This window comes from Variovorax sp. HW608, from assembly GCF_900090195.1.
GTDB lineage: Bacteria > Pseudomonadota > Gammaproteobacteria > Burkholderiales > Burkholderiaceae_C > Variovorax.
Map to the genome: position 1 here is coordinate 7,482,535 of NZ_LT607803.1, position 25,231 is coordinate 7,507,765.

24 protein-coding genes are annotated in these 25,231 nt (G+C 68.1%); 10 read left to right on the forward strand and 14 right to left on the reverse strand.

The features are described 5' to 3' along the window. The first annotated feature begins 5 nt into the window (after positions 1-5). Positions 6-485, forward strand: coding sequence for an NUDIX hydrolase (locus VAR608DRAFT_RS35420; RefSeq protein ID WP_088958307.1), 480 nt, complete (start codon positions 6-8; stop codon positions 483-485). 4 nt (positions 486-489) lie between these two features. Here the strand turns inward: VAR608DRAFT_RS35420 and mnmA are convergent, their stop codons facing one another. Both mnmA and VAR608DRAFT_RS35430 read right to left on the reverse strand, forming a co-directional pair. Beyond that, on the reverse strand, positions 490-1,599 hold the full coding sequence (mnmA, locus tag VAR608DRAFT_RS35425) for a tRNA 2-thiouridine(34) synthase MnmA (RefSeq protein WP_088958308.1): 1,110 nt from the start codon (positions 1,597-1,599) through the stop codon (positions 490-492). A gap of 161 nt (positions 1,600-1,760) precedes the next feature. Next, positions 1,761-2,759, reverse strand: a complete 999-nt coding sequence (locus tag VAR608DRAFT_RS35430) for an LLM class flavin-dependent oxidoreductase (protein WP_088958309.1) — start codon at positions 2,757-2,759, stop codon at positions 1,761-1,763. A 165-nt stretch (positions 2,760-2,924) separates the two neighbouring features. On the opposite strand from VAR608DRAFT_RS35430, the gene VAR608DRAFT_RS35435 reads away from it, so the two are divergent. Beyond that, on the forward strand, positions 2,925-4,400 hold the full coding sequence (locus tag VAR608DRAFT_RS35435; RefSeq protein WP_172843943.1) for a phospholipase D-like domain-containing protein: 1,476 nt from the start codon (positions 2,925-2,927) through the stop codon (positions 4,398-4,400). Here the strand turns inward: VAR608DRAFT_RS35435 and VAR608DRAFT_RS35440 are convergent, their stop codons facing one another. The 7 genes from VAR608DRAFT_RS35440 to VAR608DRAFT_RS35470 form a co-directional block, all read right to left on the reverse strand. Next, on the reverse strand, positions 4,401-4,778 hold the full coding sequence (locus tag VAR608DRAFT_RS35440) for an SHOCT domain-containing protein (RefSeq protein ID WP_088958311.1): 378 nt from the start codon (positions 4,776-4,778) through the stop codon (positions 4,401-4,403). Positions 4,779-4,815: 37 nt separating this feature from the next. After that, complete coding sequence (locus VAR608DRAFT_RS35445; RefSeq protein WP_088958312.1) at positions 4,816-5,037, reverse strand: DUF1049 domain-containing protein; 222 nt, start codon at positions 5,035-5,037, stop codon at positions 4,816-4,818. Between the two features lie 48 nt (positions 5,038-5,085). Beyond that, positions 5,086-6,519 carry a basic amino acid/polyamine antiporter gene (locus VAR608DRAFT_RS35450; protein WP_088958313.1) on the reverse strand — a complete coding sequence of 478 codons (1,434 nt, stop codon included), beginning with the start codon at positions 6,517-6,519 and terminating at the stop codon, positions 5,086-5,088. A gap of 237 nt (positions 6,520-6,756) precedes the next feature. Beyond that, complete coding sequence (locus VAR608DRAFT_RS35455) at positions 6,757-7,131, reverse strand: RidA family protein (protein WP_088958314.1); 375 nt, start codon at positions 7,129-7,131, stop codon at positions 6,757-6,759. Beyond that, positions 7,128-8,015 carry an alpha/beta hydrolase gene (locus tag VAR608DRAFT_RS35460; protein WP_088959162.1) on the reverse strand — a complete coding sequence of 296 codons (888 nt, stop codon included), beginning with the start codon at positions 8,013-8,015 and terminating at the stop codon, positions 7,128-7,130. Before VAR608DRAFT_RS35460 ends, VAR608DRAFT_RS35455 begins: the two co-directional genes overlap by 4 nt. A 5-nt stretch (positions 8,016-8,020) precedes the next feature. Further along, positions 8,021-8,881, reverse strand: a complete 861-nt coding sequence (gene kynA / locus VAR608DRAFT_RS35465) for a tryptophan 2,3-dioxygenase (RefSeq protein ID WP_088959163.1) — start codon at positions 8,879-8,881, stop codon at positions 8,021-8,023. A gap of 5 nt (positions 8,882-8,886) precedes the next feature. Then, a complete protein-coding gene (locus VAR608DRAFT_RS35470) occupies positions 8,887-10,083 on the reverse strand; it encodes an amino acid aminotransferase (protein WP_269458574.1) in 1,197 nt (398 codons plus the stop codon). A 139-nt stretch (positions 10,084-10,222) separates the two neighbouring features. Between VAR608DRAFT_RS35470 and VAR608DRAFT_RS35475 the strand changes: the two genes are divergently transcribed. The 5 genes from VAR608DRAFT_RS35475 (at position 10,223) to VAR608DRAFT_RS35495 (ending at position 14,454) form a co-directional block, all read left to right on the forward strand. Further along, the gene (locus tag VAR608DRAFT_RS35475) at positions 10,223-10,711 is read left to right on the forward strand and encodes an Lrp/AsnC family transcriptional regulator (RefSeq protein WP_088958316.1); all 489 of its coding nucleotides are present in this window, start codon (positions 10,223-10,225) and stop codon (positions 10,709-10,711) included. An 88-nt stretch (positions 10,712-10,799) separates the two neighbouring features. After that, positions 10,800-11,771, forward strand: coding sequence for a Bug family tripartite tricarboxylate transporter substrate binding protein (locus VAR608DRAFT_RS35480; RefSeq protein WP_088958317.1), 972 nt, complete (start codon positions 10,800-10,802; stop codon positions 11,769-11,771). A gap of 1 nt (position 11,772) precedes the next feature. After that, positions 11,773-12,642 (forward strand): isocitrate lyase/PEP mutase family protein, encoded by an 870-nt coding sequence (locus VAR608DRAFT_RS35485; RefSeq protein ID WP_088958318.1) that lies wholly within the window; start codon positions 11,773-11,775, stop codon positions 12,640-12,642. Continuing rightward, complete coding sequence (locus VAR608DRAFT_RS35490; RefSeq protein WP_231973073.1) at positions 12,635-13,468, forward strand: amidohydrolase family protein; 834 nt, start codon at positions 12,635-12,637, stop codon at positions 13,466-13,468. The genes VAR608DRAFT_RS35485 and VAR608DRAFT_RS35490 overlap by 8 nt, the downstream gene beginning before the upstream one ends. Then, positions 13,465-14,454 (forward strand): tripartite tricarboxylate transporter substrate binding protein, encoded by a 990-nt coding sequence (locus VAR608DRAFT_RS35495; RefSeq protein ID WP_088958320.1) that lies wholly within the window; start codon positions 13,465-13,467, stop codon positions 14,452-14,454. Before VAR608DRAFT_RS35490 ends, VAR608DRAFT_RS35495 begins: the two co-directional genes overlap by 4 nt. Before the next feature lie 36 nt (positions 14,455-14,490). Here the strand turns inward: VAR608DRAFT_RS35495 and VAR608DRAFT_RS35500 are convergent, their stop codons facing one another. The 3 genes from VAR608DRAFT_RS35500 to VAR608DRAFT_RS35510 all read right to left on the reverse strand — a co-directional run bounded on the left by VAR608DRAFT_RS35500 (position 14,491) and on the right by VAR608DRAFT_RS35510 (position 16,900). Further along, positions 14,491-15,372 carry a LysR family transcriptional regulator gene (locus tag VAR608DRAFT_RS35500; protein WP_088958321.1) on the reverse strand — a complete coding sequence of 294 codons (882 nt, stop codon included), beginning with the start codon at positions 15,370-15,372 and terminating at the stop codon, positions 14,491-14,493. An 88-nt stretch (positions 15,373-15,460) separates the two neighbouring features. Beyond that, positions 15,461-15,997 carry a single-stranded DNA-binding protein gene (ssb, locus tag VAR608DRAFT_RS35505; protein WP_088958322.1) on the reverse strand — a complete coding sequence of 179 codons (537 nt, stop codon included), beginning with the start codon at positions 15,995-15,997 and terminating at the stop codon, positions 15,461-15,463. 111 nt (positions 15,998-16,108) lie between these two features. Continuing rightward, on the reverse strand, positions 16,109-16,900 hold the full coding sequence (locus tag VAR608DRAFT_RS35510) for a hypothetical protein (RefSeq protein WP_157731196.1): 792 nt from the start codon (positions 16,898-16,900) through the stop codon (positions 16,109-16,111). A gap of 271 nt (positions 16,901-17,171) precedes the next feature. Between VAR608DRAFT_RS35510 and VAR608DRAFT_RS35515 the strand changes: the two genes are divergently transcribed. Next, positions 17,172-19,874, forward strand: a complete 2,703-nt coding sequence (locus tag VAR608DRAFT_RS35515) for an ATP-binding protein (protein ID WP_088958324.1) — start codon at positions 17,172-17,174, stop codon at positions 19,872-19,874. Positions 19,875-19,886: 12 nt separating this feature from the next. On the opposite strand, the gene VAR608DRAFT_RS35520 is transcribed toward VAR608DRAFT_RS35515, so the two are convergent. Continuing rightward, the gene (locus VAR608DRAFT_RS35520) at positions 19,887-20,519 is read right to left on the reverse strand and encodes a response regulator transcription factor (RefSeq protein ID WP_172843944.1); all 633 of its coding nucleotides are present in this window, start codon (positions 20,517-20,519) and stop codon (positions 19,887-19,889) included. Between the two features lie 211 nt (positions 20,520-20,730). On the opposite strand from VAR608DRAFT_RS35520, the gene VAR608DRAFT_RS35525 reads away from it, so the two are divergent. Further along, positions 20,731-23,865 carry an excinuclease ABC subunit UvrA gene (locus VAR608DRAFT_RS35525; protein ID WP_088958326.1) on the forward strand — a complete coding sequence of 1,045 codons (3,135 nt, stop codon included), beginning with the start codon at positions 20,731-20,733 and terminating at the stop codon, positions 23,863-23,865. Positions 23,866-24,007: 142 nt separating this feature from the next. Beyond that, positions 24,008-24,250 carry a F0F1 ATP synthase subunit C gene (atpE, locus tag VAR608DRAFT_RS35530; RefSeq protein WP_088958327.1) on the forward strand — a complete coding sequence of 81 codons (243 nt, stop codon included), beginning with the start codon at positions 24,008-24,010 and terminating at the stop codon, positions 24,248-24,250. Positions 24,251-24,266: 16 nt separating this feature from the next. On the opposite strand, the gene VAR608DRAFT_RS35535 is transcribed toward atpE, so the two are convergent. Continuing rightward, a complete protein-coding gene (locus VAR608DRAFT_RS35535; RefSeq protein ID WP_088958328.1) occupies positions 24,267-25,184 on the reverse strand; it encodes an acyl-CoA thioesterase in 918 nt (305 codons plus the stop codon). Positions 25,185-25,231 lie beyond the last annotated feature (47 nt).

The window sequence follows — 25,231 nt, forward strand, 5'->3', positions numbered from 1 at the left end:
AGCACATGGCAATGCGATGGAAGCCCAATGTCACGGTAGCGGCGGTGATCGAGAAGGACGGCCGCTTCCTGCTCGTCGAAGAAGAGACGTCCAACGGCCTGATGCTCAACACGCCGGCCGGCCATCTCGATCCCGGCGAATCGCCCGCCGAAGGCTGCGTCCGCGAGACGCTCGAAGAGACGGCGCACCACTTCACGCCGACCGCGCTGCTGGGCGTCTACATGGCCCGCACGCGGCGTGCGGAAGACATCACCTACATGCGCTTCGCCTTCACCGGCACGCTCGGCGAGTTCGAGGCCGAGCGCCCGCTCGACGAAGGCATCGTGCGCACGCTGTGGATGACGGCGGACGAGATCCGGACAAGCCGTGCGCGGCATCGCAGCCCCTTGCTGCTGAAATGCATCGAGGACTTCCTCGCGGGCCAACGCTACCCGCTCGACCTGATCCACCTCGACGAATCGGTCGCAGCGCCCGAAGAGCCCTGAGCGTTCAGACGGCGCGAGCGATCACGCCGCCGCCGAGGCAGACTTCGCCGTCGTAGAGCACTGCCGACTGCCCCGGCGTGACGGCCCATTGCGGCTCTGCGAAGTCCAGCCGGAATACGCCATTGGCGCCTTCGCCGAGATCGCAGCCCGAATCGGCCTGCCGGTAGCGCGACTTGGCCGCATAGGCGCCCTGCGCGGGCGCTTGGCCCGCGACCCAGCTCGCGTCATCCGCCTCCAGCGCATGCGACAGCAGCCACGGATGGTCATGCCCCTGCACCACCCACAGCGTGTTGTTCTCGATGTCCTTGCGCGCCACGAACCACGGCGCATGCTCGCCGCCGCCGCGCTGCGCGCCCTTTTCCTTGATGCCGCCGATGCCCAGGCCCTGGCGCTGCCCCAGCGTGTAGAAGCTCAGCCCCTGGTGCTCGCCGATCTTGCGGCCGCGCTCGTCGCGGATCGGGCCCGTCTCCTTCGAGATGTAGCGGTTGAGGAACTCGCGGAACGGCCGCTCGCCGATGAAGCAGATGCCGGTCGAATCCTTCTTCTTCGCGTTCGGCAGGCCGATCTCGTCGGCGATGCGGCGCACCTCGGTCTTGCGCAGCTCGCCGACCGGGAACATCGTCCTCGACAGCTGCTGCTGGTTCAGCCGATGGAGGAAGTAGCTCTGGTCCTTGGCGGGATCGAGGCCCTTGAGCAGCTCGTGCCGGCCGGTCTTCTCGTTGAAGCGCACGCGTGCATAGTGACCGGTCGCGATCTTCTCGGCGCCCAGGCGCATGGCGTGGTCGAGGAAGGCCTTGAACTTGATCTCGGCGTTGCACAGCACGTCCGGGTTCGGCGTGCGGCCGGCCTGGTATTCGCGCAGGAATTCGGCGAAGACGCGGTCCTTGTAGTCGGCCGCGAAGTTGACGTGCTCGATCTCGATGCCCAGCACGTCGGCCACGCTGGCGGCGTCGACGAAGTCGATGTTCGACGAGCAATACTCGCTGTCGTCATCGTCTTCCCAGTTCTTCATGAAGATGCCGACCACCTCGTGGCCCTGCTCTTTCAGCAGGTGCGCCGTGACCGCGGAGTCCACCCCGCCGCTCAGGCCCACCACGATGCGCTGCTTTTTCATCGCCGGGCCGCCCCAAGATGAAACGCGCCCCCTCGGGGGGCGCGGCTACACGCAGTGAGCAAGCTGGGGGCTCTTTTTTCCATAGGGCAGGGATTGTCTCAGCCCGGCCAAGCCGGTGCCCGCGTCGGGGAAATCGGGGGACGGGACGCCGCCGAAGGCGCTCAGGCCCTGGCGCTGAGCTCGCCGCGCACGCCGGCGACGATCTCGTAGGACGCGAGCCGCGCCGCATGATCGAAGATCTGCGAGGTGATCATCAGCTCGTCGGCGCCGGTCTGGTCGATGAAGGCCTGCAGGCGGGCGCGCACCGTGTCGCGCGAGCCGACCGCGGAGCACGACAGCACCGATTCGAGCAGCGCGTTCTCGGCCGGGCCGACGCGCTCGCGGTAGCCGGCCACCGGCGGCGGCAGGCGGCCCGGGCGGCCGCTGCGCAGGTTGACGAAAGCCTGCTGCCACGAGGTCGCGCGGAACTGGGCTTCCTCGTCGGTGTCGGCCGCGAACACGTTGAAGCCCAGCATCACGTAGGGCTTGGCCAGTTGCGCCGAGGGCCTGAAGGTCTCGCGGTAGATGCGGATCGCCTGCATGAGCTGCTGCGGCGCGAAGTGCGAGGCGAACGCGTACGGCAGCCCCAGGTGCGCCGCGAGCTGAGCGCCGAAGGTGCTCGAACCGAGGATCCACACCGGCACTTCCAGCCCCATGCCGGGCACGGCGCGCACCGGCTGGCGCGGCTCCTTGGACATGAAGTCCATCAGCTCGATCACGTCCTGCGGAAAACGATCGGCATCGGATTGAAGGTCGCGCCGCAAGGCCTGCGCGGTGCGCTGGTCGGAGCCCGGCGCGCGGCCGAGGCCGAGATCGATGCGGCCCGGGTAGAGCGATTCGAGCGTGCCGAACTGCTCGGCGATCACCAGCGGCGAGTGGTTGGGCAGCATCACGCCGCCGGCGCCGATGCGGATGGTCGAGGTGCCGGCGCCGACATAAGCCAGCAGCACCGCGGTCGCCGCACTCGCGATGCCGGGCATGCCGTGGTGCTCGGCCAGCCAGTAGCGGCGAAAGCCCAGCTTCTCGCCATGCTGCGCGAGAGCGAGCGAGTTGCGGAACGACTGCGCGGCATCGCCGCCTTCGACAATGGGGGAAAGATCGAGAATCGAGAACGGAACCATGCCGCGATCTTCACCCGGATCGGCCGGCTTCTGTGACGAAGGGCTATTTGGCCAGGAACCATGAGCTTCGGAGATATGGCACTGCGGTATTCAAGTTGGTGGGCGCTTCTTCTCGTGCTGGCATTGAGTGCATGCGGCTCGCTTCCGACCGGCGTGCAGCGGCCGGTGTCCCACAGTGTTCGGGCGTCGCCCGACGAAAGCCCGCTCGCGCGGATCGCGGCCGACGGGCTTCCGCCCGACGCCCAATCCGGCTTCCGGCTGCTGCCGCTGGGCTCGTACGCACTGGATGCGCGGCTGGCACTCATCGGCGGCGCCACGCGCACGCTCGACGTCCAGTACTACATCATGGAGAACGATGCCTCGGGGCGCGCAGTCTTCCGGGCGCTGGAGGAAGCGGCCGGACGCGGCGTGCGCGTGCGCCTTTTGATCGACGACTTCAACAGCACCGGCGCCGAGCCGCTGATCGAGGCGCTCTCCCGCGTTCCCAATCTGGAGATCCGCCTCTTCAACCCCTTCTGCTGCGCACGCACGAGCCTCGCGGGCCGGGTCCTGACCTCGCTCGGCGACCTGCCGCGGCTCGACCATCGCATGCACAACAAGCTCCTGATCGCCGACGGCGCGCTGGCGATCGTCGGCGGACGCAACATTGCGGACGACTACTTCACGCGCAGCCCGATCGCCAACTTCGTCGACCTCGATGCGGTCGTCGCGGGGCGGGTGGTGCCGCAACTGGGCGTCATCTTCGACCGCTACTGGAACAGCGAGGAGTCGTTCCCGGCCGGCTTGTTCTCCTCGCAGGCCGTCGAGCCTGCATCACGCGCTGCGACGCTCGAGCGGCTCCTGCCGGCCGATGCGACGCGGATCCCGATCGAGCTTCCCGACCGGGACATCCTCGGGCAGGAGCCCGTCGGCAAGGAACTGCACGAGCGCCGGCTCACCCTGGTGCCCGGCCTCGCGTATGCCGTGGCGGACCAGCCCTCCAAGCGCCTGGAGGACCAGGAAGAGCTCGAGAACAGCAGCCTCATGACGGGCGCCGTCTTCCAGATGCTCGGCGCCCGCTCCGAACTGGTGGTCGCATCGCCCTACCTGGTGCCCGGCAAGCGCGGCATCGCGGTCCTGCGCAGCCTGCAGCGCAAGGGCGTGGAAGTGACGCTGGTGACCAATTCGCTGCCCGCCAGCGATTCGGCGATCGTCTACTTCGGCTATGCGCGCTACCGTCCCGCGATCCTGAAGTCCGGCGTCGATCTCTACGAGCTGAGCGCGATCGCGCCGCGCGAGAGCAAGACGATCTTCGGCGGATCGTCCAAGGGCCGGCTGCACGCGAAGCTCGCGGTGATCGACAGGGAGGTGGTGCTTCTGGGCTCGCTCAACCTCGACCCGCGCTCGGCGCGCAAGAACACCGAGGTGGGTGTGGCCGTCGAAAGCCCTGCGCTCGCCGAGCAGGCGCTGCGCATCGTCGAGGCCATGAAGTCCGAGGCCTACCGCGTCCGCCAGGCGCCCGCAGGCGGCGGCGAGCTGGCGTGGGCGCCGCCCGATGCGGCCGACGACGACGAGACGCTGGACGCCGAGCCCGGCGTCTCGCCGCTCAACACGCTCCAGCGGCTGCTGCTGCAGCCGCTGGTGCCCGAGGACTACCTCTGATCAGGACAGCGCCTTGGCCTTCAGCCGCTCGAACTCCTGCTGGTTGATGGTGCCCGCATCGAGCAGCGCCTTGGCATCGGCGATCTGCTCGGCCGGCGACTTGCCGGCCACATTGCGGATGTAGGCGTCGGTGTCGGACTTGGCGCGCGCCAGGCTGGCGCGCTGGCGCTCCGCCATGCCGCGGCCGCGCGCGATGATGTAGACGATCGCCGTCAGGCCCGGCAGGATGATGAGGCCGATGATCCACAGCACCTTGTAGCCGCCGCCCAGTTCCGAATCGCGAAAGAGGTCGCCGATGATCTGGAACAGGATGAGCAGGTAGACGATGAGGACGAAGGTCGACAGCAGCAGTTGGATCAGGTCCCAGAAGTTGCTCATTGGATTTCCTTTTTGCAGTGATGAAAGTGGAAAGCGGTCAGCGCGATGTGGCCTTGTGGGTCCAGGTACGCAGCAGCCCGAGCACGAAGCCGCCGGTGAACATGCCCAGCACGTACACCAGCAGGACCAGCACGGAGGTGGGCAAGGTCACGCTCATCGAGAGCAGCGAAACCGTCACCGACTCCAGGTTCTGGATTTTGAACAACAGGACGACGCCTGCAAAGATCACGATCAGGGCGATGTAGAGATAGCGCGTCATGCGAGTGCTCCATGAGAAATCGGGAAGGCCTGCCGCTGCATCGCCGCCCTACACCGTGATGGCACCCGAGGCGAGTGCGAACAGGGCTGCGATCGCGGCAAGCACCAGTGCGGCGAAGACGAACATCTCGGGCGGCGTGAAGATCCGGGCCTTCTGCTCCCGACGCACGAGAAAGTAAAGCACGGTGCCGGGCGCGTACAGCACCGCCGAGAGCAGCAGGAACTTCAGGCCGCCCGCGTAGAGCATGCCCATGGCGTACGCCGTCGCGATCGCGCCGCGCACCCGGTCGACGCTCTGCGCGCTGCGCGGATCGGCGTCGTAGGTCTCGCCGGTCCATGCGAGCTTGAGGCCGTAGGCCGCGACCAGCAGGTAGGGAATGAGCGTCATCGCGCTCGTCATCTTCAGCGCGAGCGTGAACGCGTACTCCGCGAACCAGGTCACCAGCAGGAGAACCTGGATGACGATGTTGGTCAGCCAGAGCGCGGCGGCCGGCGCCTCGTTGGCGTTCTCGCGCGCGAGGAATGCCGGCATGGTCTGGTTCCTGGCCGCCGAATGCAGCACCTCGGCCGCCAGGAGCGACCATGAAAGATAGTTGCCGAGGATGGAGATCAACAGGCCGACGCTGATGAAGACCAGCCCCCAAGGTCCCACGAGCGCGGCCATCACCCCGGCCAGCGCCGGCGTCGGCAGCGCGGCGAGCTCCGGCCGCGGCAGGACGCCGTACGACAGGATGGTCACGAGCACGAGCAGGCTCAGCACGCCGAGGAAGCCGAGCACCGTGGCGACTCCGACATCCTCGCGCCGCCTGGCGTAGCGCGAGTAGACGCTCGCGCCTTCGACGCCGACGAACACGAACACCGTGACCAGCATCGTGCTGCGGACCTGGCTCGCGACGCCGGACAGGCTCGCGGCCTCGCCGCCCCAGAAGTTGAGCGCGAAGACGTCCGCCCTGAAGCCCACGATGGCGACCACGATGAAGACGACGATCGGCACGATCTTCGCGATGGTCGCGATGGTGTTCAGCGCCGCCGCTTGCTTGACGCCGCGCAGCACGAGCAGGTGCACGCCCCACAGCAGGATCGACGCCGAGACGATCGCGACCGCCGTCGTGCCGTCGCCGAAGACCGGGAAGAACTGGCCCAGCGTGGCCTTGATCAGCACCAGGCAGGCCACGTCCGCGAGGCAGCAGCCGATCCAGTAGCCCACCGCCGATGCGAAGCCGAGATAGCTGCCGAAGCCCTCGCGCGCATAGGCATAGATGCCGGTGTCGAGATCGGGCCGGCGGCGCGAGAGCGTCTGGAACACGAAGGCCAGCATCAGCATGCCGAAGCCCGCGATCGTCCAGGCGACGAACGCACCCGCCGCGCCCGACGAGCGCGCGAACGCGGACGGCACCGCGAAGATGCCGGACCCGATCATCGAACCGACTACGAGCGCGATGAGGGCGCCGAGCGAAAGCTGCTGGCTTTTCGGTGCGGGCATGCCGGGTCCGTATCTCCTTTCAGAGGGTGATGGCGCCCGTGGCGAGGCCGTGGAGGCTGGGGCGCTGTCCCTGCGAGCCGTGCTCGATGTCAGCGACCTAGCATTGGTGGGGCTGGAAACTTTGTCAAGCCAGCGAAGGATGATTGCGGCCACGCCACGCCGGAGCCCGAGGCCCGATGCCCGAAGGTGCAAGCGGCGTTGCACCTTGGGCCGGTGGCGGTTGTCGCTGCTGCCGCTTCAGCCGATCGCCGCGTAGGCAACGATCTCGATCTTCATGCCGGGCACCACGAGGCCCGCGACGCCCATGCTGGAGCGGTTCGGATAGGGCGCCTCGAAGAACTCGCGGTAGACCTCGTCGATGGCCGGCATGTCCTTCACGTCGGTCATGTAGATCAGCACCTGGGTGACATCGGCGAGGGTGCCGCCCGCCGCCTCGACCGCGCGCTGGAGGTTGGCGAAGGTCAGGCGAGCCTGCTGCGCGATCGGGCCGGTGTCGATGCTGCCGTCCGTGCGCACCGGGCCGTGCGCAGTGAACAGCAGGCCGGACGCCTTCACGGCCCATGAGAACGGCTGCTTGAGCGCTGGCAGGCCGGTGTCGATGATTTCCTTCATGGGCTGCGGTCTCGCAATGACTCGAGGATCCGGAGCGTGGCATCGCCGAGCAGCGTGCCGCGCTCCGACAGATCGAGGATGACGTCGAAATGGTTGCGCGCCGGGACTTCGAACAGCTCGGGCCGGGGCGCGCCCGCGACGGCGAGCGCATCGGCGAAGGCGCGGCTCTGGCGCTCGAATTCGTCGGTCTCGATCTCGCCCCAGCAGACCACGGTCGGCGGGAATGAGTCCAGCGGCAGGCGCATCGGGCTCCACCTCGCGGCATCGCGCGGCGTGAGCGAGAGCGCCTTGTCGATCGACGTGCCGATCAGCGGTTCGAGTTCGTACACGCCCGACACCAGCACGCCGGCGGCGGGCAGGCCGGCGGGCAGGTCGTGGTCCTCGGTCCAGCCGCGCACGCAGCACATGGCGGCGAGGTGAGCGCCCGCGGAACTGCCGGCCACGAGGATGCGCGACGGATCGAAGCCCAGCGCCGCGCCGTGCGCGTGCAGCCAGCGCAGCGCGTTCCGGCATTCGATCGCGATCGCGCCGATGCTCGCGTGCGGCGCGAGCGTGTAGTCGATGGCCGCGTAGGCGAAGCCCGCGCCCTGGGCGCCGGGTGCACCGAACAGCGAGCTCGCCTTCGACAGCTCCTGCCAATAGCCGCCGTGGATGAAGACGAGCAGCGGTGGCAGCGGCGCATCGGCCCCGCTGGCCGGCGGCACGAAGAGATCGAGCCGCTGGGTCGGGCAGTCGCCGTAGGGCAGATCGCGCTGCACCGCGCGGCCCGCGAGCGCCGCCGCGCTCAGCTCGGCATAGGCGCGCAGGAACGGCGCGTAGTCGCCGCCGATGCACGAGCTCGGCGAGTACTCGCGCTCGCGGTCCTCGAGGGAAAGCGCCGTCATGTTGATCAAAGCTCGGTGCGCACGCGCCAGAGTTCGGGGAACAGCACCACGTCGAGCATCTTGCGCAGATAGCTCACGCCGCCGGTGCCGCCGGTGCCGCGCTTGAAGCCGATGACGCGCTCCACCGTCGTGACGTGGCGGAAGCGCCAGAGCCTGAAAGCGTCCTCGAGGTCGACCAGTTCCTCGGCGAGCTGGTAGAGGTCCCAGTGCGTGCGCGGATCGCGGTAGACCTCGAGCCATGCGTTCGTCACCTCGTCGCTCGCCACGTAGGGCGCGGTCCAGTCGCGCTCGCAGTGCGTGGCCGGGATCGCGAGTCCGCGCCGCGCCAGGAGCCGCAGCGATTCGTCGTACAGCGACGGCGACTCGTAGGCGATGCGTACGCGCTCGAGCAGGTCGTTGCGGTGCTCGTGGGGCTTGAGCATCGCCGGGTTCTTGTTGCCCAGCGAGAACTCGATGCAGCGGTACTGGTAGCTCTGGAAGCCGCTCGATGCGCCGAGGTACGGGCGCATCGCGGTGTACTCGGGCGGCGTCATGGTGGCGAGCACGTCCCAGGCGTGCACGAGCTGCTCCATGATGCGCGAGACGCGCGCGAGCATCTTGAATGCGGCATCGAGCTCGTCGCCCGCGATGCAGCGCAGCGCGGCGCCCAGCTCGTGCAGCATGAGCTTCATCCACAGCTCGCTGGTCTGGTGCTGCACGATGAAGAGCATTTCATCGTGCGCCGGCGACAGCGGCTTCTGCGCGTTGAGGATCTGGTCCAGATGCAGGTAGTCGCCGTAGCTCATCGAACGGCTGAAGTCGAGCTGCGCCTTCTCCTCGCGGACGATGTTCTCGGGCGTGGAGCCGCCGGCTTGCGTCGCGCTCATGTCGATCAACCCAGCACGGCAGCGATGGCCTCGGCCACGTGGTCCACGTTGCCGGTCGTCAGGCCCGACACGCAGAGGCGGCCGGAGCGCACGAGGTACACGCCGTGCTCTTCGCGCAGGCGATCGACCTGCGCTTCGTTCAGGCCGGTGTAGCTGAACATGCCGCGCTGCGTGAGGAAGTAGTCGAAGTTGCGCTGTCCCTGGAACTTGTCGCTGAGCACCGCATGCAGGCGCTCGCGCATGGCGCGGATGCGCTTGCGCATTTCCGCCGTCTCGCCCGCCCATTCGGCGAACAGCGCGGGGTTCTGCAGCACGCGCGCGACGATGCGCCCGCCGTGCGTCGGCGGCGTGGAGTAGTTGCGGCGCACCGTGGCCTTGAGCTGGCCGAGCACCACATCGGCGGCGTCACGGTTCGCGCACACCACGCTCAGGCCGCCGCAGCGCTCGCCGTACAGCGAGAAGTTCTTCGAGAACGAATTGGCGACGAAGAACTGCAGGCCCGCATCCACCATCGCGCGCACCGCGAAGGCATCCTCGTCGAGGCCGTCGCCGAAGCCCTGGTAGGCGATGTCGATGAAGGGGATCAGCTCGCGCTCGCGCAGCAGCGGGATCAGGGTCTGCCATTGCGCGGTGCTGAGGTCGACGCCGGTCGGGTTGTGGCAGCTCGCGTGCAGCAGCACGATGCTGCGCTTGGGCAGCCCCTGCAGCGCGGTCAGCATGTCGTCGAACCGCAGGCCGCCGGTCTTCGCGTCGTAGTAGGGATAGGTCTTCACCTCGATGCCCGCGCCATCGAAGATGGCGTGGTGGTTCTCCCAGGTCGGGTCGCTGACCCAGATGCCGCTTGCGGGGAAGTAGCGGCGCAGGAAGTCCGCGCCGACCTTGAGGCCGCCCGAGCCGCCCAGGGTCTGCAGGGTCGCGATGCGGCCGCTCTTCACGGCTTCATGCTCGGCGCCGAACAGCAGGCGCTGCACGCCGCTGCGGAAGTCCGCCAGGCCTTCCATCGGCAAGTACGGGCGCGGGCCCAGCTCCTGCAGCATCGCAGTCTCGGCCTTGCGCACGGACGACATCACCGGCAGCCGGCCTTCGTTGTCGAAGTAGACGCCGATGCTGAGGCTGACCTTCTGGGGTCGCGGGTCCTTCTGGAACGATTCCATCAGGGACAGGATGGGGTCGCCGCCATAGACGGGAACGTGATCGAACAGGGAAGCGGTCGCTGTGGTCATGGAGGCACTCGTCATGGGGAAGGGAGGGTGTGGATTTTTCTTGATCGGGTCATCCTTGCCAATGGAATTTTTCGGATCGCATAATTTGTTCATTCGGAGCTCATTTGGAGGAATTTTTATGCCCGTCGATCTGGACAACACCGACCGCCAGCTCCTGTCGGCGCTGCAGCAGAACGCCCGGCTGACCACCGGCGAACTGGCGCAGATGACGGGCCTGTCGCAATCCCCCTGCTGGCGGCGGATTCGCCGGCTGGAGGAGTCGGGCCTGATCGACGGCTATCACGCCCGGCTCGACCGGCGGGCGCTCGGCTACGGAGTGGTCGCGTTCGTGAGCATCAGCATCGATTTCCAGAACGAGGCGCGCTCCACCGAGTTCGTCGAAGCCGTGCGCGCCATCCCGCAGGTCGTGATGTTCCACGGCATCACCGGGTCGGCGGACTTCCTGCTGATGGTGATCGCGAAGGACCTCGACGCCTATTCGGAGCTGCTCCAGAGCAAGCTGCACCGGCTGCCCGGCGTGCGACACGTGCAGACGAGCTTCTCGCTGCAGGAATTCAAGCGCTTCGACGACGTGCCGATCCCGGCGGCCGCGGGCGCACTTCCATAAGTGCGCGTTATGAAAGATGGACTCGCGGTGCGGTTCCGTCTCCCGGGCGCTTTCGCCATACTCGCCGGACACTTTTTCCGGAGACACCATGAGATCGATCCATCGCGTCGGCGCAGCAGCCGCACTGGCCGCTGCCCTGTTCACCACCGCCTCTGCGCAGGCCGAGCCGGCCTGGCCGACGAAGCCGATCCGCATGATCGTCCCGTTCTCGGCCGGCGGCGCCAACGACCTGATGGCGCGTGCGGCCGCAGAGGGCGCCTCCAAGGCGCTCGGGCGGCCGATCATCGTCGAGAACAAGCCGGGTGGCGGCACCACGCTCGGGGCCGACCTGGTGGCCAAGTCGGCGCCGGACGGCTACACCTTCCTGATCAGCGCGGCCGGCGTGATTTCCAACAGCATGATCAAGAAGACCATGCCGTACAAGGATGCCGACCTCACGCCGGTGGCCATGATCGGCCTGGCACCCTCGGTGGTGCTGGTGCCGGCCGATGCACCCTACAAGGACCTGAAGGAATTCATCGCGGCATCGAAGAAGGGCGAAGGCTTCCATTGGGCCACGGCCGGCACCGGCAGCACGCCGCATTTCGTTTCGGGCGTGCTTCAGACGAAGTACGGCGCCAAGCTCGACATCATTCCGTACAAGAGCGGCTCGGAATCGATCAACGCGGTGCTCGCAAAGCAGGTCGATGCCACTTCCGAGGCCAGCATCGTCGCATTGCCTTTCGTCAAGAGCGGAAAGCTCAAGGCGCTGGCCGATACCTGGACTTCACGCATCTCGGCCTATCCTGAACTTTCGACGGCCGCCGAGCAGGGCTTCGGTGATCTGCGCATCGCCCACTGGGCGGGCGTGCACGCGCCCAAGGGCACGCCGCCGGCGATCCTCGACAAGATGGCCGCGGCCGTCGATGCCGCGATGAAGACGCCGGACATCGCAAACCGGCTGAAGGCAGTGGGCATCGAGCCGATCGGCGGCACGCGCGCCTCGTTCAACAAGTTCGTCGACGAAGAGCGCGCGCGCCTCGGGGACGTGGTCAAGGCCACGGGAATGAAGGACGAATGAGATGAGCGAGCAGCATCCGGGAACCGCGCTGCGCCGCGAGGTCTCGGCGCGGCGCGGCATGCTCGTGCCGGGCGCGGCGAACGCGCTGGCGGCGCGCGTGATCGAGGAACTCGGCTTCGATGCGGTCTACCTGAGCGGAGCCGGCCTCAGCAACACGTTCTATGGCCTGCCGGATCTTGGCTTCGTCGGCCTCGCCGATCTGGCGCAGCACACGGCGGCCATCCGCGATGCCGTGGCCTTGCCGATCATCGTCGACGCCGACACCGGCTTCGGCAATGCGCTGAATGTGCGGCACAGCGTGCGCACGCTGGAGCGCGCCGGCGCCAACGCGATCCAGCTCGAAGACCAGGCGAGCCCGAAGAAATGCGGCCACTTCGAAGGCAAGTCGCTCGTCAGCTCGCAGGAAATGGTGGGGAAGGTCAAGGCCGCGGTGGATGCCCGCCTGCACCCCGACTTCCTCGTGATCGCGCGTACCGACGCGGCGGCGGTCGAGGGCCTCGATGCAGCGCTGGCGCGCGCCGCGGCCTTCGCCGAGGCGGGTGCCGACATCACATTCGTCGAAGCGCCCGAAAATTTGCACGCGCTGCAGCGCATCGCGCGCGAGCTGGCCTGCCCGCAGGTGGTCAACGTGGTGATCGGCGGCAAGACGCCGACGCTCGATGCGGCCGAGTTCGGCGCCATGGGCTTCGGCCTGGTGCTGTATGCCAACGCCGCGCTGCAAGGCGCGGTCCGCGGCATGACGCGGGCATTGACGGGTCTGCGTGATGGCGGCCGGCTCGACGAGTCGGCCGGACTCGTCGCCACGTTTGCCGAGCGCCAGGCACTCGTGCGCAAGGACGCGTTCGATGCACTCGAGCGACGCTATGCCTGAGCCGAAGGAGGCGGCGATCACTGCCGTCGACAGCCACGCCCATGTCTTCGTTCGCGGCCTGCCGCTCGCACCGAAGCCGCGTCACGCGCCCGACTATGACGCCACCTTGGACGACTACCTCGCATTGCTCGACGGACACGGCCTGTCGCACGCCGTGCTGGTGCAGCCAAGCTTCCTGGGCACCGACAACAGCTTCCTCATCGAGGCGCTGCGCGCGCATCCCTCGCGCCTGCGCGGTGTGGCCGTGGTCGAGCCCTCGATCGGCGACGATGCGTTGCGCGCCCTGGACCAAGCGGGCATCTGCGGAATCCGGCTGAACCTTGTCGGACTTCCGATCCCGGAACTCGAAAGCCCACCGTGGCGCGATCTGCTGGCGCGTGTTCGCGCACTCGACTGGCACGTGGAGCTGCATCTCGAATCGCAGCACCTCCAGCGGGCGGCGGAGCCGGTCCTCGAGGCCGGCTGCAAGCTCGTCGTCGACCATTTCGGCCGTCCCGCGAAGGCCGATGAAGTTCCCGCCGCCTGGCTGGCGGCGGCCGCCGCCGACGGGCGCACCTGGGTCAAGCTCTCGGGCGCCTACCGCAATTGGTGCGACCCAAGCGGACCGCAGGCACGCGCGATGGCCACCCGCCTGCTGGGCATGCTGGGCGCCGGGCGCCTGCTCTGGGGCAGCGACTGGCCGCACACCCAGCATCGTGATCAAGTGGACTATCGCGCCGCGCTGGCCGCGCTGGCCGACTGGGTGCCCGACGCAGACACCCGCCATCGCATCCTGGCCGACAACCCGGCGCAGCTTTTCAGGTTTTCCGTTGGAGACCCCTCATGAGACTTTCCCCTGCGCCGTGGCGCAACGGATTCCGCGCCCTGATCGTCGGCGCAACCCTGCTCGTATCCGCCATCGCCGCACAGGCGCAGGGCTGGCCTTCGCGGCCGATACGCCTCGTCGTCAGCTACCCGCCGGGCGGCACGGTCGACGCCGTGGCCCGGATCATCGCGCCGCCGCTGTCGGCGCGGCTCGGGCAACCCGTCGTGGTGGACAACCGTGGCGGGGCGGGCGGCGCCATCGGCGGCGACCTGGTGGCCAAGAGCCCGCCGGACGGCTACACCGTGCTGCTCGATGCTTCAAATCACGCCCAGAACCCCGCCTTGCGCAGCAAGATGCCTTTCGACACGCTGCGCGATCTCGCACCGGTCTCGCTGCTGATCAAGGTGCCCAACGTGCTCGTGGTGCACCCGTCGGCGCCGATCCGATCCGTGCAGGACCTCATCGCCCAAGCCAAGGCCAAGCCGGGCGAGATCAACTTCGCCTCATCCGGCAACGGTTCGGCCCAGCATCTGGCGGCCGAGCAGTTCGACGCGATGGCGGGCGTGCGCATGACCCATGTCCCTTACAAGGGCGGTGGCCCGGCACTCGCCGACGTGATGGCCGGACAGGTGCCGGTCTTCTTCGGCAGCCTGGCCTCGAGCCTGCCCTACATCCAGGTTGGCAAGCTGCGGCCGCTCGCGGTGACGGGCAAGGCACGTTCGGCGGTGCTGCCGCAATTGCCGACCATCGCGGAGTCCGGGCTGCCGGGCTACGAGGTTTACGAGTGGAACGCCGTCTTCGTGCCGACCGGGACACCCGCGGCGGTAACCGCTCGCCTGTCGAAAGAACTGGTCGCGGTACTGAACGAACCGGACGTCCGCAAGCGGCTGGAGGCCACCGGCGCCGAGGTCATCGGCTCGAATTCGGCCGAGCTCGACGCGTTCCGCCGCGCCGAGATGGCCAAGTGGCGCAAGCTCGCGCAGGACAACAGGATCCAGATGGACTAGGCATCATGGCCGCCCAGCTAGCGGCGACCGTGATGTCTAGGCTCCCAGCATCGTCGCGAAGATGTCCGCGAATGTCGGGCGTGATCGCGCGAGCCACAGCGCGGACAACTCGAAAGCGGGGAGGTCGTCGCCGTCGCTGAGCTCTGCATAGCGCACGCCCTCGTGCCGCAGTGCACGCACCGAGCTCGGCAACAGGGACCAGCCCAGACCGGCTGCCACGCAGGCCAGTACCGTCAGCGTGCGGTTCGCGTCCTGCACCACGCGCAAGTCGTACCCCGCGCTGCGAAAGGTTCCCAGGAGCGCGGTTCGCAGCGCCGGCATCTGCGCCGCCGGAAACCAGACCAATCCATGCGCCGCCACCTGTGCCATCGACACGCGGCCATCCGTCGGAAGGTCGTAGTGCACCGGCAGCGCCACCACCATTCGCTCCTCGCCGAGCCGCCGCTCATGCACCCGGGCCGTGACCGACACCGGTGGATGCAGCAACGCAATGTCGATGCGTCCGCCCTCGAGCGCGTCGACCTGCTCGGCATTGCTCATCTCTTTCAGCACGACGTCGACTTGCGGATGCTCCGCGCGCAGTCGCCGCAGCGCCCGCGGCATGACCTCGTACACGGCATGCGTGACGAAGCCGACGGTCAGTCGTCCGGCCCGGCCGGCCCCGAGCGCTCGCGCGCGTTCGTTCGCCGCGTCCGCATGGGCCAGGCTGGCGCGCAGGTCGTCAATGATCGCGAGACCCGCCTCGGTCAGCGCGGCGCCACGGCGGTTGCGCACGAACAGCTTCGTGCCGAGCTCGGCTTCGAGGCGATTGAGTGTCTGCGTCAAGGCCGGCTGCGCGAAACCCAGGCGCTGCGCGGCGCCGGTCAGGCTACCGGTCTCTGCAATCGCCACGACACAACGCATTTGACGGGTGTCCATCCGGCTCAAGAGCAAATATGGGCAAAGAAAAAGCCCGCCTCCTCTCGGAACGCGGGCCGACCATCGAAAAAACCCGACAAAGCAGGTTTCAGAACGGAATGTCGTCGTCCATGTCATCGAAGCCCGTCGACGACTTCGAAGGCGCTTGGCGCGGCGCCGGTGCGGGTGCCCGGGGAGCCGCTGCGGGGGCACGCGAATAGCCACCGCCACCGCCACCGCCACCGCCACCACCACCGTAGCCGCCACCACCGCCGTAGCCATCGTCGTCGCTCGAAGGCGCACCCTGGCCCTGGCGGCTGCCGAGCATCTGCATCTGGTCGACGCGGATGTCCGTGGCGTACTTCTCGACGCCGTCCTTGTCGGTGTACTTGCGGGTGCGGATCTGGCCTTCGACGTAGATCTGCGAACCCTTGCGCAGGTACTGCGCCGCGATCTCGGCGAGACGGCCGTTGAACACCAGCCGGTGCCACTCGGTGGCCTCGCGCATTTCGCCGCTTTGCTTGTCCTTCCACTTGTCCGTGGTGGCGAGGGTGACGTTGCACACCTGATCGCCGCTCGGGAAGGTACGTGTTTCCGGATCGCGTCCGAGATTGCCGACGAGAATGACTTTGTTGACCGATGCCATATGCGCTGCCCCTGATTGACAGAAAAGAGTTCCAGGCGCAGGAAGCCCCGTCCCGCGCCTCGTAAGCCAAAGCCGCCCGGTGACGGGCGCGGCTTTCCGAATCGATCGAGTCTACCTCGACACCAGCCGATAGCCGAGGTGAGGAAGCGTCTCCAGATTCCATCCGTGCAGGTCACGCAGCCGGAGCGAGGAACGCAGTTCCTTGATGACGCTTCCGATGTTGTCGATCCGGCGGCGCTCCGCGCCCTGCGGGTTCGGCGGCAGCATCAGGGTCAGCGTCTTCTTGTTGACCAGCTGCCCGGCGCGGAAGAAGAGTTCGAGCGCAATGTCGAACGAGACCGGGTCGAGCCTGACCTGCCGGCCGCCGAAGCCGACGATCCGGCCGAGCGGCTCGAAGGCATAGGCGCCCCAGACCAGCCGCGGCGGCGGCTCTTCCATGCCGCTCGCATCGAGCAGGGAAAAAAGGATCGCCGAGCAGAAATCGCCGAAGAAACCGGTCGAAGCGGTCGACACGTCGGTCGGCGGCGGCATCGCGCCGGCGCCGCCGGGGATGCAGACGTGCAGCAGCGGCACCTTCGGACCCACCGCTTCGCGCACCGCGACAAGGACCGGACTCCCCCGATCGTCGAGGGACGGCGCATCGCCGATCAGAAGCATGTCGAAGCCCGACGCAACGGGGCCGAGCTCGATCAGCTCATCGAGGCTCGCGAAGACGAGCGGCGCATAGCCGAGCGATCGGAAGGCGCGACGCGCGTACTCGCGCGTGCGCAGCGTGTAGGCGAGCACACCGACTCGCCGGCGGCGAGGAGGAGCCGAATGGCGAGAGGCGATGTGATCCCGGCGGGACGAGAGGCGGGTCGGCGCAGCGCGCAAGGCGCGACCCTCGGCAGTCGAGGCAGTCATGTTGCTTCCCTGAGGTGCACTGCGCGAGGCGGCCACCCTTTGTTGATTGATGATTTCGATCCACGCCCCCGCGCCATGCGGCGAGCGATTGCAATCTACTTCTTTGGCAGTAACCGCCGGACGAACAACTTCACGAACAAGACGGTCCGGGCACAACGCAAGAACTTTCCTCTACGAAATCTCCAGTGGGCGGGGCCATGGATAAGAATGATCCCGTCGAGCCTGAATCCACGGTCCGGCTCGGCGGCCCCTTCCTACGGATGGAGACTGCATGGAGCTCAAGTTCAACGCATTGACGCGGGCGATCGAACGCAGCGGCGCGACCACGACGGTGCTGGCCTGCGTGCTTGCGGTGGCGAGCTACTTCTTCGGCCAGCCCATGGCCATCGAACTGCACTGGTTCTGGATGGCGCTGGGGACCGTCTGCATGGTGAGCCTTTCGGCGCTGCAGTTCGTGCGCGCGCAGCGCATCCAGCGCCACGAGGACGAACTCCACGCGATCCTGGATGCGGTGCCGCACGTCCTGTTCTTCAAGGACACGCAGTTCCGCTACCGGACGATCAATGCGGAATTCGCGCGCACCTTCCGTCTCGACCCGCAGGCGGCGGTCGGCCAGCGGGACCGGGACCTGTTCGGGCCCGGGCTCGAAGAGCGCTTCGTGGCCCAGGACCGCGAACTCCTCGCCTCGCGCTCGGCGCGCACCTTCGACGAAGAGATCGAGGTCACCGGTTCTGGCCTGCGCCAGGTGCAGTCCCGCAAGCAGCCGGTGTACGACCGCCGCGGCAAGCCGCGCGGCATCGTCGGCGTTGCCATCGATGTCACGGAGCAGAAGGCGGGCGAGCGCCGGCTCAGCGAAGCGAAGCTCGAAGCCGAGCGTGCGCTTGCCGAACTCGAGCAATCGCGCACCGATCTCGAACTCGCGCTCGGCGTCGGCGGGCTCGGCGTCTGGCGCTCCGTGTCGCGGATGGGCGCGGGGGCGCGCCTCACGGACCCGGCCTTCCGGGACACCATCGTCACGGCCGACCGGAAGCTGCGGGACATCTGCGGCTACACGGAGGACGAGCCGCTCACCTACTGGGATCTGCTCATGCGCACGCATCCCGAGGATCGCCAGCGAGTGTCCGGGGCGCTGGAGGACACCTATCTCGAGCGCCGGGGCGAATACAGCCAGCAGTTCCGCATCCGCCGCCCCGACGGCGTGCAGCGCACGCTGGAGCTGCGCGGCAACATGTCGGTGCACGACGAGCCGGGCGAAGGCGAAGGCGACAAGGGCACGATCGTGTCCTTCATCGGCATCGCCAAGGACATCTCGGAGGAGGAAGCCCTCAAGGCGAGCCTGGTGACCAAGGCCGAGGAGGCGCGCTCGGCGGTGGACGCCAAGGCCCACTTCCTGGCCATGATGAGCCACGAGGTGCGCACGCCCCTGAACGGCGTGCTGGGCATGATCGACCTGGTGCTGGACACGCCCCTGGAGGACGAGCAGCGCACCATGCTGATGCGCTGCCGCGAGTCGTCGATGTCGCTTTTGACCATCATCAACGACATCCTGGACTTCTCCAAGATCGAGGCGCGCATGCTGGACATCGAGAGCCGGCCGCTGTCGCTGGCCAGCCTGGTGGAAGACGTCTGCGCCAGCTTCGGCGCCGAGACCGCGCGCAAGGCCATCGGGCTGGGCTTTCAGGTCGATGCGGCGATCCCGCAGTTCGTGGTGGGTGATGCGGTGCGGCTGCGCCAGGTGCTCACCAACCTGATCGGCAATGCGATCAAGTTCACCCACCGCGGCGAGGTGCGGCTAGAGGTGCTGCGCACCGCCCAGGGCGAGCTGGAGCTGGCCGTGCAGGACACCGGCATCGGCATCGATCCGCGGGCGGTCAAGACGCTGTTCGAGCCCTTCCGCCAGGCCGACATCGCCACCACGCGGCGCTATGGCGGCACCGGCCTGGGGCTGACCATCGTGCGCCAGCTGGTGGAGCTGATGCACGGCAGCGTGCGCTGCGAGAGCGCGCTGGGCGTGGGCAGCCGCTTCATCGTGACCTTGCCGCTGCGCCCGTGGGTGCCCAGCGTGGGCGCCGCGCCCGGGCGCAGTGCGCCGCACCGGCTGGCCATCGATGCGGCGGCCCGGCAGCAGCAGCAGCCGGCGGCGCCCGCCCGGAGCTCGCCCGACGCCCTGCCGGCCGGCCGGGGCCAGCGCGTGCTGCTGGCCGAGGACCACCCGATCAACCGCGAGGTCATCACCCGCCAGCTGCTCAAGCTGGGCTACGCCTGCGACTGCGCCGAGGACGGCCAGCAGGCCTGGGAGATGCTGGAGGCGGCGCAGGCGGGCGGCGCGGGCTACGCCATGCTGCTGACGGACTGCCACATGCCGCGGCTGGACGGCTACGAGCTGACCCGGCGGCTGCGCCACAGCGAGGCTGCCCGGGGCCTGCCGCGGCTGCCGATCGTGGCGCTGACGGCCAATGCGCTGCAGGGCGAGGCCGAGCGCTGCCTGGCGCTGGGCATGGATGCGTATCTGTCCAAGCCGCTGCAGATCGGGGACCTGCGCGAGGCGCTGTCGAAGGTGCTGCTGCGCCAGGGGGCGGCGGCGCAGCAGGAAGGCGCCGGCCAGGCCGGTGCGGGGGCCGCGGGCAGTGCTGCCGCCGCCCCGGCGGCGCGCTACACCCGGCTCATGCAGCTGTGCGATGGCGATGCGGCCAAGGTCGCCCGGCTGGTGGGCGTCTTCGTGACGGCCACCGAAAAGGACCTGCAGGCGATGGACCGGGCCGCCGCCGCGGCCGACCACGCGGTGCTGCGCCAGCTCGCGCACCGCCTGAGCTCGGCCTGCCACCAGCTCGACGAGGACCAGGCGGTGCGCGCCTTCCAGGCCGTGGAGAACGGCGACTCCGACCCGACGGCGCTCGCGCTCTATCCGGCCGCTCGCTCGGAGCTCGCGAACGTCATGCAGCGCGCGAAGGCGTTCGCCGGCATGCACGCCTGAGGCAGCGGCGCCTCAGGTCACGAGGTGGTGCGTGCGAGAAAAATCCACCAGCTCGACCAGGCTGGAGATATGCAGCTTCTCGAAGATCCGCGCCTTGTAGCCGCTGATCGTCTTGTTGCTGATGAGCAGGATCTCGGCGATTTCCTTGTTGCTCAGCCCGCGTGCGAGATGCTGGAGCACCGTGATCTCCCGGTCCGAAAGCCGACGGATCAGGACATTCGGGCGCGTGCCGTCCAGCAGTTGCGACTGCGAAGTCAGGATCGACGTCGCGACGATGCTGTAGCCCGCGACGGCGGCGTGCGCCGCATGGACGAGCCGCTGCAGGTCCTCGGACTTGCTGATGAAGGCATTCGCGCCGGCCTTGACCGCACGGACCCCGAAGATCGACTCTTCCTGACCCGACAGCACGACCAGCTTGGTCTCGGGCAGCGCCTTGCGCACCCGCTCGATCACGTCGAGCCCGTTCAATCGCGGCAGATCGAGATCGAGGACCACCAACTCCGGCTCCAACTCGCGGATGATCTCGAGGGCCGAGGGGCCGTCGCCGGCCTCTGCGATGACTTCGAACTGGCCCGTGGCGGTCAGGGCGGTCCGAACCGCGAGCCGGATTGCCGGATGCCCATCGACGACGACGACAGATTGCATATTTCCCCCTTGTGTTGACAGCCAGGGGAGCATAGCGGCGCAGCTCTGCGATGCGCGATCTTTCCTCATTCGCGCGGCAATTTTCAGAATTTTCTTGGATGCGAGGCAGGGATTCCTGCCGGGCAACCGGGGTGGCCAGGCCGAAATCCCGTCACGAGCCCTGAAACACACGGGCACTTATCATGTCCGGTTGCCCAGAATCGACCGCCCCGTGAAACCCACCCCCGATGACGCCTATCTCGGTGCCGTGCTCGCGCAGCAGCGCATCAGCATTCGCGGCGCACGCACGCACAACCTCAAGAACGTCGACCTCGACATTCCGCGCAACAAGCTGGTGGTGATCACCGGCCTGTCGGGGTCGGGCAAGTCGAGCCTCGCGTTCGACACGCTGTACGCCGAAGGGCAGCGCCGCTACGTGGAGAGCCTCTCGGCCTATGCGCGGCAGTTCCTGCAGCTGATGGACAAGCCGGACGTCGACGTCATCGAAGGCCTGTCGCCGGCGATCAGCATCGAGCAGAAGGCCACCAGCCACAACCCGCGCTCCACCGTGGGCACGGTGACCGAGATCCACGACTACCTGCGCCTGCTGTACGCGCGCGCCGGCACGCCCTACTGCCCCGACCACGGCCTGCCGCTGCAGGCGCAGACGGTGAGCCAGATGGTGGATGCGGTGCTCGCGATCCCCGAGCCGCGCCGGGCCGCCCCAAGCGGCGAGAGCCCCCTCGGGGGGCAGCGAGGACACGAAAGTGCCGAGCGTGGGGGCGAACGGTCCGGCCCGCGCCTGATGATCCTGGCGCCGGTGGCGCGCGACAAGAAGGGCGAATTCCTCGAACTCTTCGCCGAGATGCAGGCGCAGGGCTACATCCGCTTCCGGGTCGACGGGCAGACCTACGAATACAACGACCTGCCCAAGCTCAAGAAGACCGAGAAGCACGACATCGACGTGGTGATCGACCGCCTGCGCGCGCGCCCCGACATGCAGCAGCGCCTCGCCGAGAGCTTCGAGGCCGCGCTGCGCCTGGCCGACGGCCGCGCGATCGCGCTGGAAATGGATGCGCCCGCGACCGAGCCGCCGGCCTCCGGACTGCCGCCCGCGCGCGAGCATCTCTTCAACGCGAAGTTCGCCTGCCCGATCTGCCACTACTCGCTGGCCGAGCTCGAACCGCGCCTGTTTTCCTTCAACTCGCCCGTCGGCGCCTGCCCGACCTGCGACGGCCTGGGCAACCGGGAGTTCTTCGACCCGGCGCGCGTGGTCGCCTTTCCGTCGCTGAGCCTCGCGAGCGGCGCGGTGAAGGGCTGGGACCGCCGCAACGGCTACTACTTCAGCATGCTGGAGAGCGTCGCCAAGCACTACAAGTTCGACCTCGACAGGCCCTTCGAGGAGCTGCCCGCGTCGGTGCAGCAGACCGTGCTGAACGGCTCGGCAGAGGAAGAGATCAAGTTCAGCTACGTGATGGAGAGCGGCCAGCAGGCCGGCAAGAAGCTGGTGCGCAAGCACCCCTTCGAAGGGATCATCCCGAACATGGAGCGCCGCTACCGCGAGACCGATTCGGCGATGGTGCGCGAAGACCTCTCGCGCTTCCGCAACCTCCAGCCCTGCCCCGACTGCGAAGGCACCCGGCTTCGGCGCGAGGCGCGCAACGTGTTCCTGGTGGACGACGCGGGCCCCGAGCCGCGCCGCATGGCGATCTACGAGATCAGCCGCGCCACGCTGCGCGAGAGCTTCGATTACTTCCGCGCACTGCATCTGCGCGGCGCCAAGGCCGAGATCGCCGACAAGGTGGTGCGCGAGATCGGGCTGCGCCTCAAGTTCCTCAACGACGTCGGCCTCAACTACCTGAGCCTCGACCGCAGCGCCGAGACGCTGTCCGGCGGCGAGGCGCAGCGCATCCGTCTTGCGTCGCAGATCGGCTCCGGTCTCACCGGCGTGATGTACGTGCTCGACGAGCCCAGCATCGGCCTGCACCAGCGCGACAACGACCGCCTCATCGGCACGCTGAAGCACCTGCGCGACATCGGCAACAGCGTCATCGTGGTCGAGCACGACGAGGACATGATCCACGCCGCCGACCACATCATCGACATGGGCCCCGGCGCCGGCGTGCATGGCGGGCGCGTGATGGCGCAGGGCAGCTACGCGCAGGTCGCGGGCAATCCGGATTCACTCACCGGGCAATACCTCTCGGGCCAGAAGAAGATCGCCGTGCCGGCGCGTCGCACGCCCTGGCTGCCGGTCGTCACCAAGGCCGCGCCGGAGACGGCGAAGAAGGCGTCGCGTTTTCCGCCGAGCGCCGCCGCCGAGCGCCGCGCCGCGCGCGAAGCCGCGCATCTCGCGACGCAGAGCGACGTGCAGGAAATCCGCGTCGTCGGCGCGACCGGCAACAACCTCAAGAACGTCGGCGTGGCCTTTCCGGTCGGCCTGCTGACCTGCGTCACCGGCGTCTCGGGTTCGGGCAAGTCGACGCTGGTCAACGACACGCTCTACACCGCCGTGGCGCGCACGCTCTATCGCGCGCACGAGGAGCCGGCCCCGCACGAGGCGATCGAGGGCATCGAGTACTTCGACAAGGTCATCAGCGTCGACCAGTCGCCGATCGGCCGCACGCCGCGCAGCAACCCGGCCACCTACACCGGCCTCTTCACGCCGATCCGCGAACTCATGGCCGAGACCCACACCGCGCGCGAACGCGGCTACGGCCCGGGCCGCTTCAGCTTCAACGTCGCCGGCGGCCGCTGCGAAGCCTGCCAGGGCGACGGGGTGGTGAAGGTCGAGATGCACTTCCTGCCCGACGTCTACGTGCCCTGCGAGGTGTGCCACGGCCAGCGCTACAACCGCGAGACGCTGGAGGTGCAGTACAAGGGCCGCAACATCGCGCAGATCCTCGACATGACGGTGGAGGCCGCATACGAATTCCTGAAGGCCGTGCCCACGATCGAACGCAAGCTGCGCACGCTGCTCGATGTGGGCCTGAGCTACATCAAGCTGGGCCAGGCGGCCACGACGCTGTCGGGCGGCGAAGCGCAGCGCGTGAAGCTCGCGCTCGAACTCAGCAAGCGCGACACCGGCCGCACGCTCTACATCCTCGACGAGCCGACCACCGGCCTGCACTTCGCGGACATCGAGCTGCTGCTCAAGGTGCTGCACCAGCTGCGTGACGCAGGCAACACGATCGTGGTGATCGAGCACAACCTCGATGTGATCAAGACCGCCGACTGGCTGGTCGACATGGGCCCCGAAGGCGGCGCCGGCGGCGGCACGGTGGTGGGCGTCGGCACGCCGGAGACGATTGCCGCGAACGACGCGAGCCACACCGGGCGCTATCTCAAGCGCCTGCTGCCCGGCTGAGGAAACCCGGTGACGGTGCCGGCGGCATGACCTCCGAGGTCATCGACGCCATGCGCCTGCCGGGTGACATTGGAGCCGAGCCGGAGCCGCGGTGGCGCCGGCAGCAACCAGGCCGGACTTCCAAGGCCGACGAAAGCGCATCATGAACGGCTTCGACATCCTCCCCCTCGCTGCAGGTCTTCTCATCGGCATCGCCGCCGTGGGCTCATGCCTCGGCATCGGCATCGTCGGGTCGAAGCTGCTCGAAGGCACGGCACGCCAGCCGGAACTCAAGGACACGCTGCAGACGCAGTTCTTTCTGATCGCGGGCGTGACCGACGCGGCCTTCATCATCGCCACGGGCATCGGCCTGTGGTTTGCCACGGCCAACCCATTCCGCGGCTGACCGGCAGCCTGCAAACCTAGATCGGCGCGGCGCGGCCCGCGCTCGACAGCAAGCTTCCCTTGGGCAGGATGCGCAGCATCCCTTCCTGCGCGGTGGATGCGACCAGCCGGCCGTCGCGCGTGAACACGCTGCCGCGGCAGAAGCCGCGTGCGCCGCCCGCGCTCGGCGAATCCAGCACGTAGAGCAGCCACTCGTCCATACGGAAATCGCGGTGGAACCACATCGCGTGGTCGAGGCTCGCGGGGCGCACCTGCCCGCTCATGAAGCTCAGGCCGTGCGGCAGCATTGCGGCACGCAGCAGGCCATGGTCCGAGGCATAGGCGAGCAAGGCGCGATGGACCAGCGGGTCGTCCGGCAGCGGCGCAATGGCACGCATCCAGACTGCGCTTTCGGAAGGGCGCGGCGCCGGGTCGAGCGGATCGTCGGGCTCGACGCGGCGGTATTCGATGCCGTGCGGCGAGAGGCCCTTGGCGCGGAAGTACGCCGGCAGGCGCTCGCCGAGCGCGATGCGCTGGTCGAGCTCGCTCGGCAGGCCCTCGGGGCCGTCCAGCTCGGGCATCTGGAGCTGGTGCTCGATGCCCTTGTCCACGGTCTGGAACGAGGCCGACATCTCGAAGATGATCCGCTCGCCTTGCCGCGCGACCACGTGCCGCGCAGTGAAGTTGCGGCCGTCGCGCACGCGGTCCACCGCGTATTCGATCGGCGCATGTTCGCCGGGCAACAGGAAATAGGCGTGCATCGAATGCACCGGCCGATCGGCGCCGACGGTGCGGCACGCCGCCATCAGCGACTGTCCGAGCACCTGGCCGCCGTAGACGGCCGGGGTGCCGATGTCCTCGCTTTGCGCGAGGAATCGGTCTTCGCCCAGGGGTTCGAGGTGCATCAGCTCGACGAGATCGTCGACGAGGCGGGCGGCGGTTGCGGGGTCGGTCATGGGGAAAAGCGCAGAAACGAGCCCGCAACGATAGCAAAGAGACGGGC

What these genes read in the sequence shown, in the direction of transcription:
- VAR608DRAFT_RS35420 (WP_088958307.1), top strand. Translation starts at nt 6, where the DNA reads ATGGCAATGCGATGGAAGCCCAATGTCACGGTAGCGGCGGTGATCGAG.
- mnmA (WP_088958308.1), bottom strand. Translation starts at nt 1,599, where the DNA reads ATGAAAAAGCAGCGCATCGTGGTGGGCCTGAGCGGCGGGGTGGACTCC.
- VAR608DRAFT_RS35430 (WP_088958309.1), bottom strand. Translation starts at nt 2,759, where the DNA reads ATGGTTCCGTTCTCGATTCTCGATCTTTCCCCCATTGTCGAAGGCGGC.
- VAR608DRAFT_RS35440 (WP_088958311.1), bottom strand. Translation starts at nt 4,778, where the DNA reads ATGAGCAACTTCTGGGACCTGATCCAACTGCTGCTGTCGACCTTCGTC.
- VAR608DRAFT_RS35445 (WP_088958312.1), bottom strand. Translation starts at nt 5,037, where the DNA reads ATGACGCGCTATCTCTACATCGCCCTGATCGTGATCTTTGCAGGCGTC.
- VAR608DRAFT_RS35450 (WP_088958313.1), bottom strand. Translation starts at nt 6,519, where the DNA reads ATGCCCGCACCGAAAAGCCAGCAGCTTTCGCTCGGCGCCCTCATCGCG.
- VAR608DRAFT_RS35455 (WP_088958314.1), bottom strand. Translation starts at nt 7,131, where the DNA reads ATGAAGGAAATCATCGACACCGGCCTGCCAGCGCTCAAGCAGCCGTTC.
- VAR608DRAFT_RS35460 (WP_088959162.1), bottom strand. Translation starts at nt 8,015, where the DNA reads ATGACGGCGCTTTCCCTCGAGGACCGCGAGCGCGAGTACTCGCCGAGC.
- kynA (WP_088959163.1), bottom strand. Translation starts at nt 8,881, where the DNA reads ATGAGCGCGACGCAAGCCGGCGGCTCCACGCCCGAGAACATCGTCCGC.
- VAR608DRAFT_RS35475 (WP_088958316.1), top strand. Translation starts at nt 10,223, where the DNA reads ATGCCCGTCGATCTGGACAACACCGACCGCCAGCTCCTGTCGGCGCTG.
- VAR608DRAFT_RS35480 (WP_088958317.1), top strand. Translation starts at nt 10,800, where the DNA reads ATGAGATCGATCCATCGCGTCGGCGCAGCAGCCGCACTGGCCGCTGCC.
- VAR608DRAFT_RS35485 (WP_088958318.1), top strand. Translation starts at nt 11,773, where the DNA reads ATGAGCGAGCAGCATCCGGGAACCGCGCTGCGCCGCGAGGTCTCGGCG.
- VAR608DRAFT_RS35490 (WP_231973073.1), top strand. Translation starts at nt 12,635, where the DNA reads ATGCCTGAGCCGAAGGAGGCGGCGATCACTGCCGTCGACAGCCACGCC.
- VAR608DRAFT_RS35495 (WP_088958320.1), top strand. Translation starts at nt 13,465, where the DNA reads ATGAGACTTTCCCCTGCGCCGTGGCGCAACGGATTCCGCGCCCTGATC.
- VAR608DRAFT_RS35500 (WP_088958321.1), bottom strand. Translation starts at nt 15,372, where the DNA reads ATGGACACCCGTCAAATGCGTTGTGTCGTGGCGATTGCAGAGACCGGT.
- ssb (WP_088958322.1), bottom strand. Translation starts at nt 15,997, where the DNA reads ATGGCATCGGTCAACAAAGTCATTCTCGTCGGCAATCTCGGACGCGAT.
- VAR608DRAFT_RS35510 (WP_157731196.1), bottom strand. Translation starts at nt 16,900, where the DNA reads ATGACTGCCTCGACTGCCGAGGGTCGCGCCTTGCGCGCTGCGCCGACC.
- VAR608DRAFT_RS35515 (WP_088958324.1), top strand. Translation starts at nt 17,172, where the DNA reads ATGGAGCTCAAGTTCAACGCATTGACGCGGGCGATCGAACGCAGCGGC.
- VAR608DRAFT_RS35520 (WP_172843944.1), bottom strand. Translation starts at nt 20,519, where the DNA reads ATGCAATCTGTCGTCGTCGTCGATGGGCATCCGGCAATCCGGCTCGCG.
- atpE (WP_088958327.1), top strand. Translation starts at nt 24,008, where the DNA reads ATGAACGGCTTCGACATCCTCCCCCTCGCTGCAGGTCTTCTCATCGGC.
- VAR608DRAFT_RS35535 (WP_088958328.1), bottom strand. Translation starts at nt 25,184, where the DNA reads ATGACCGACCCCGCAACCGCCGCCCGCCTCGTCGACGATCTCGTCGAG.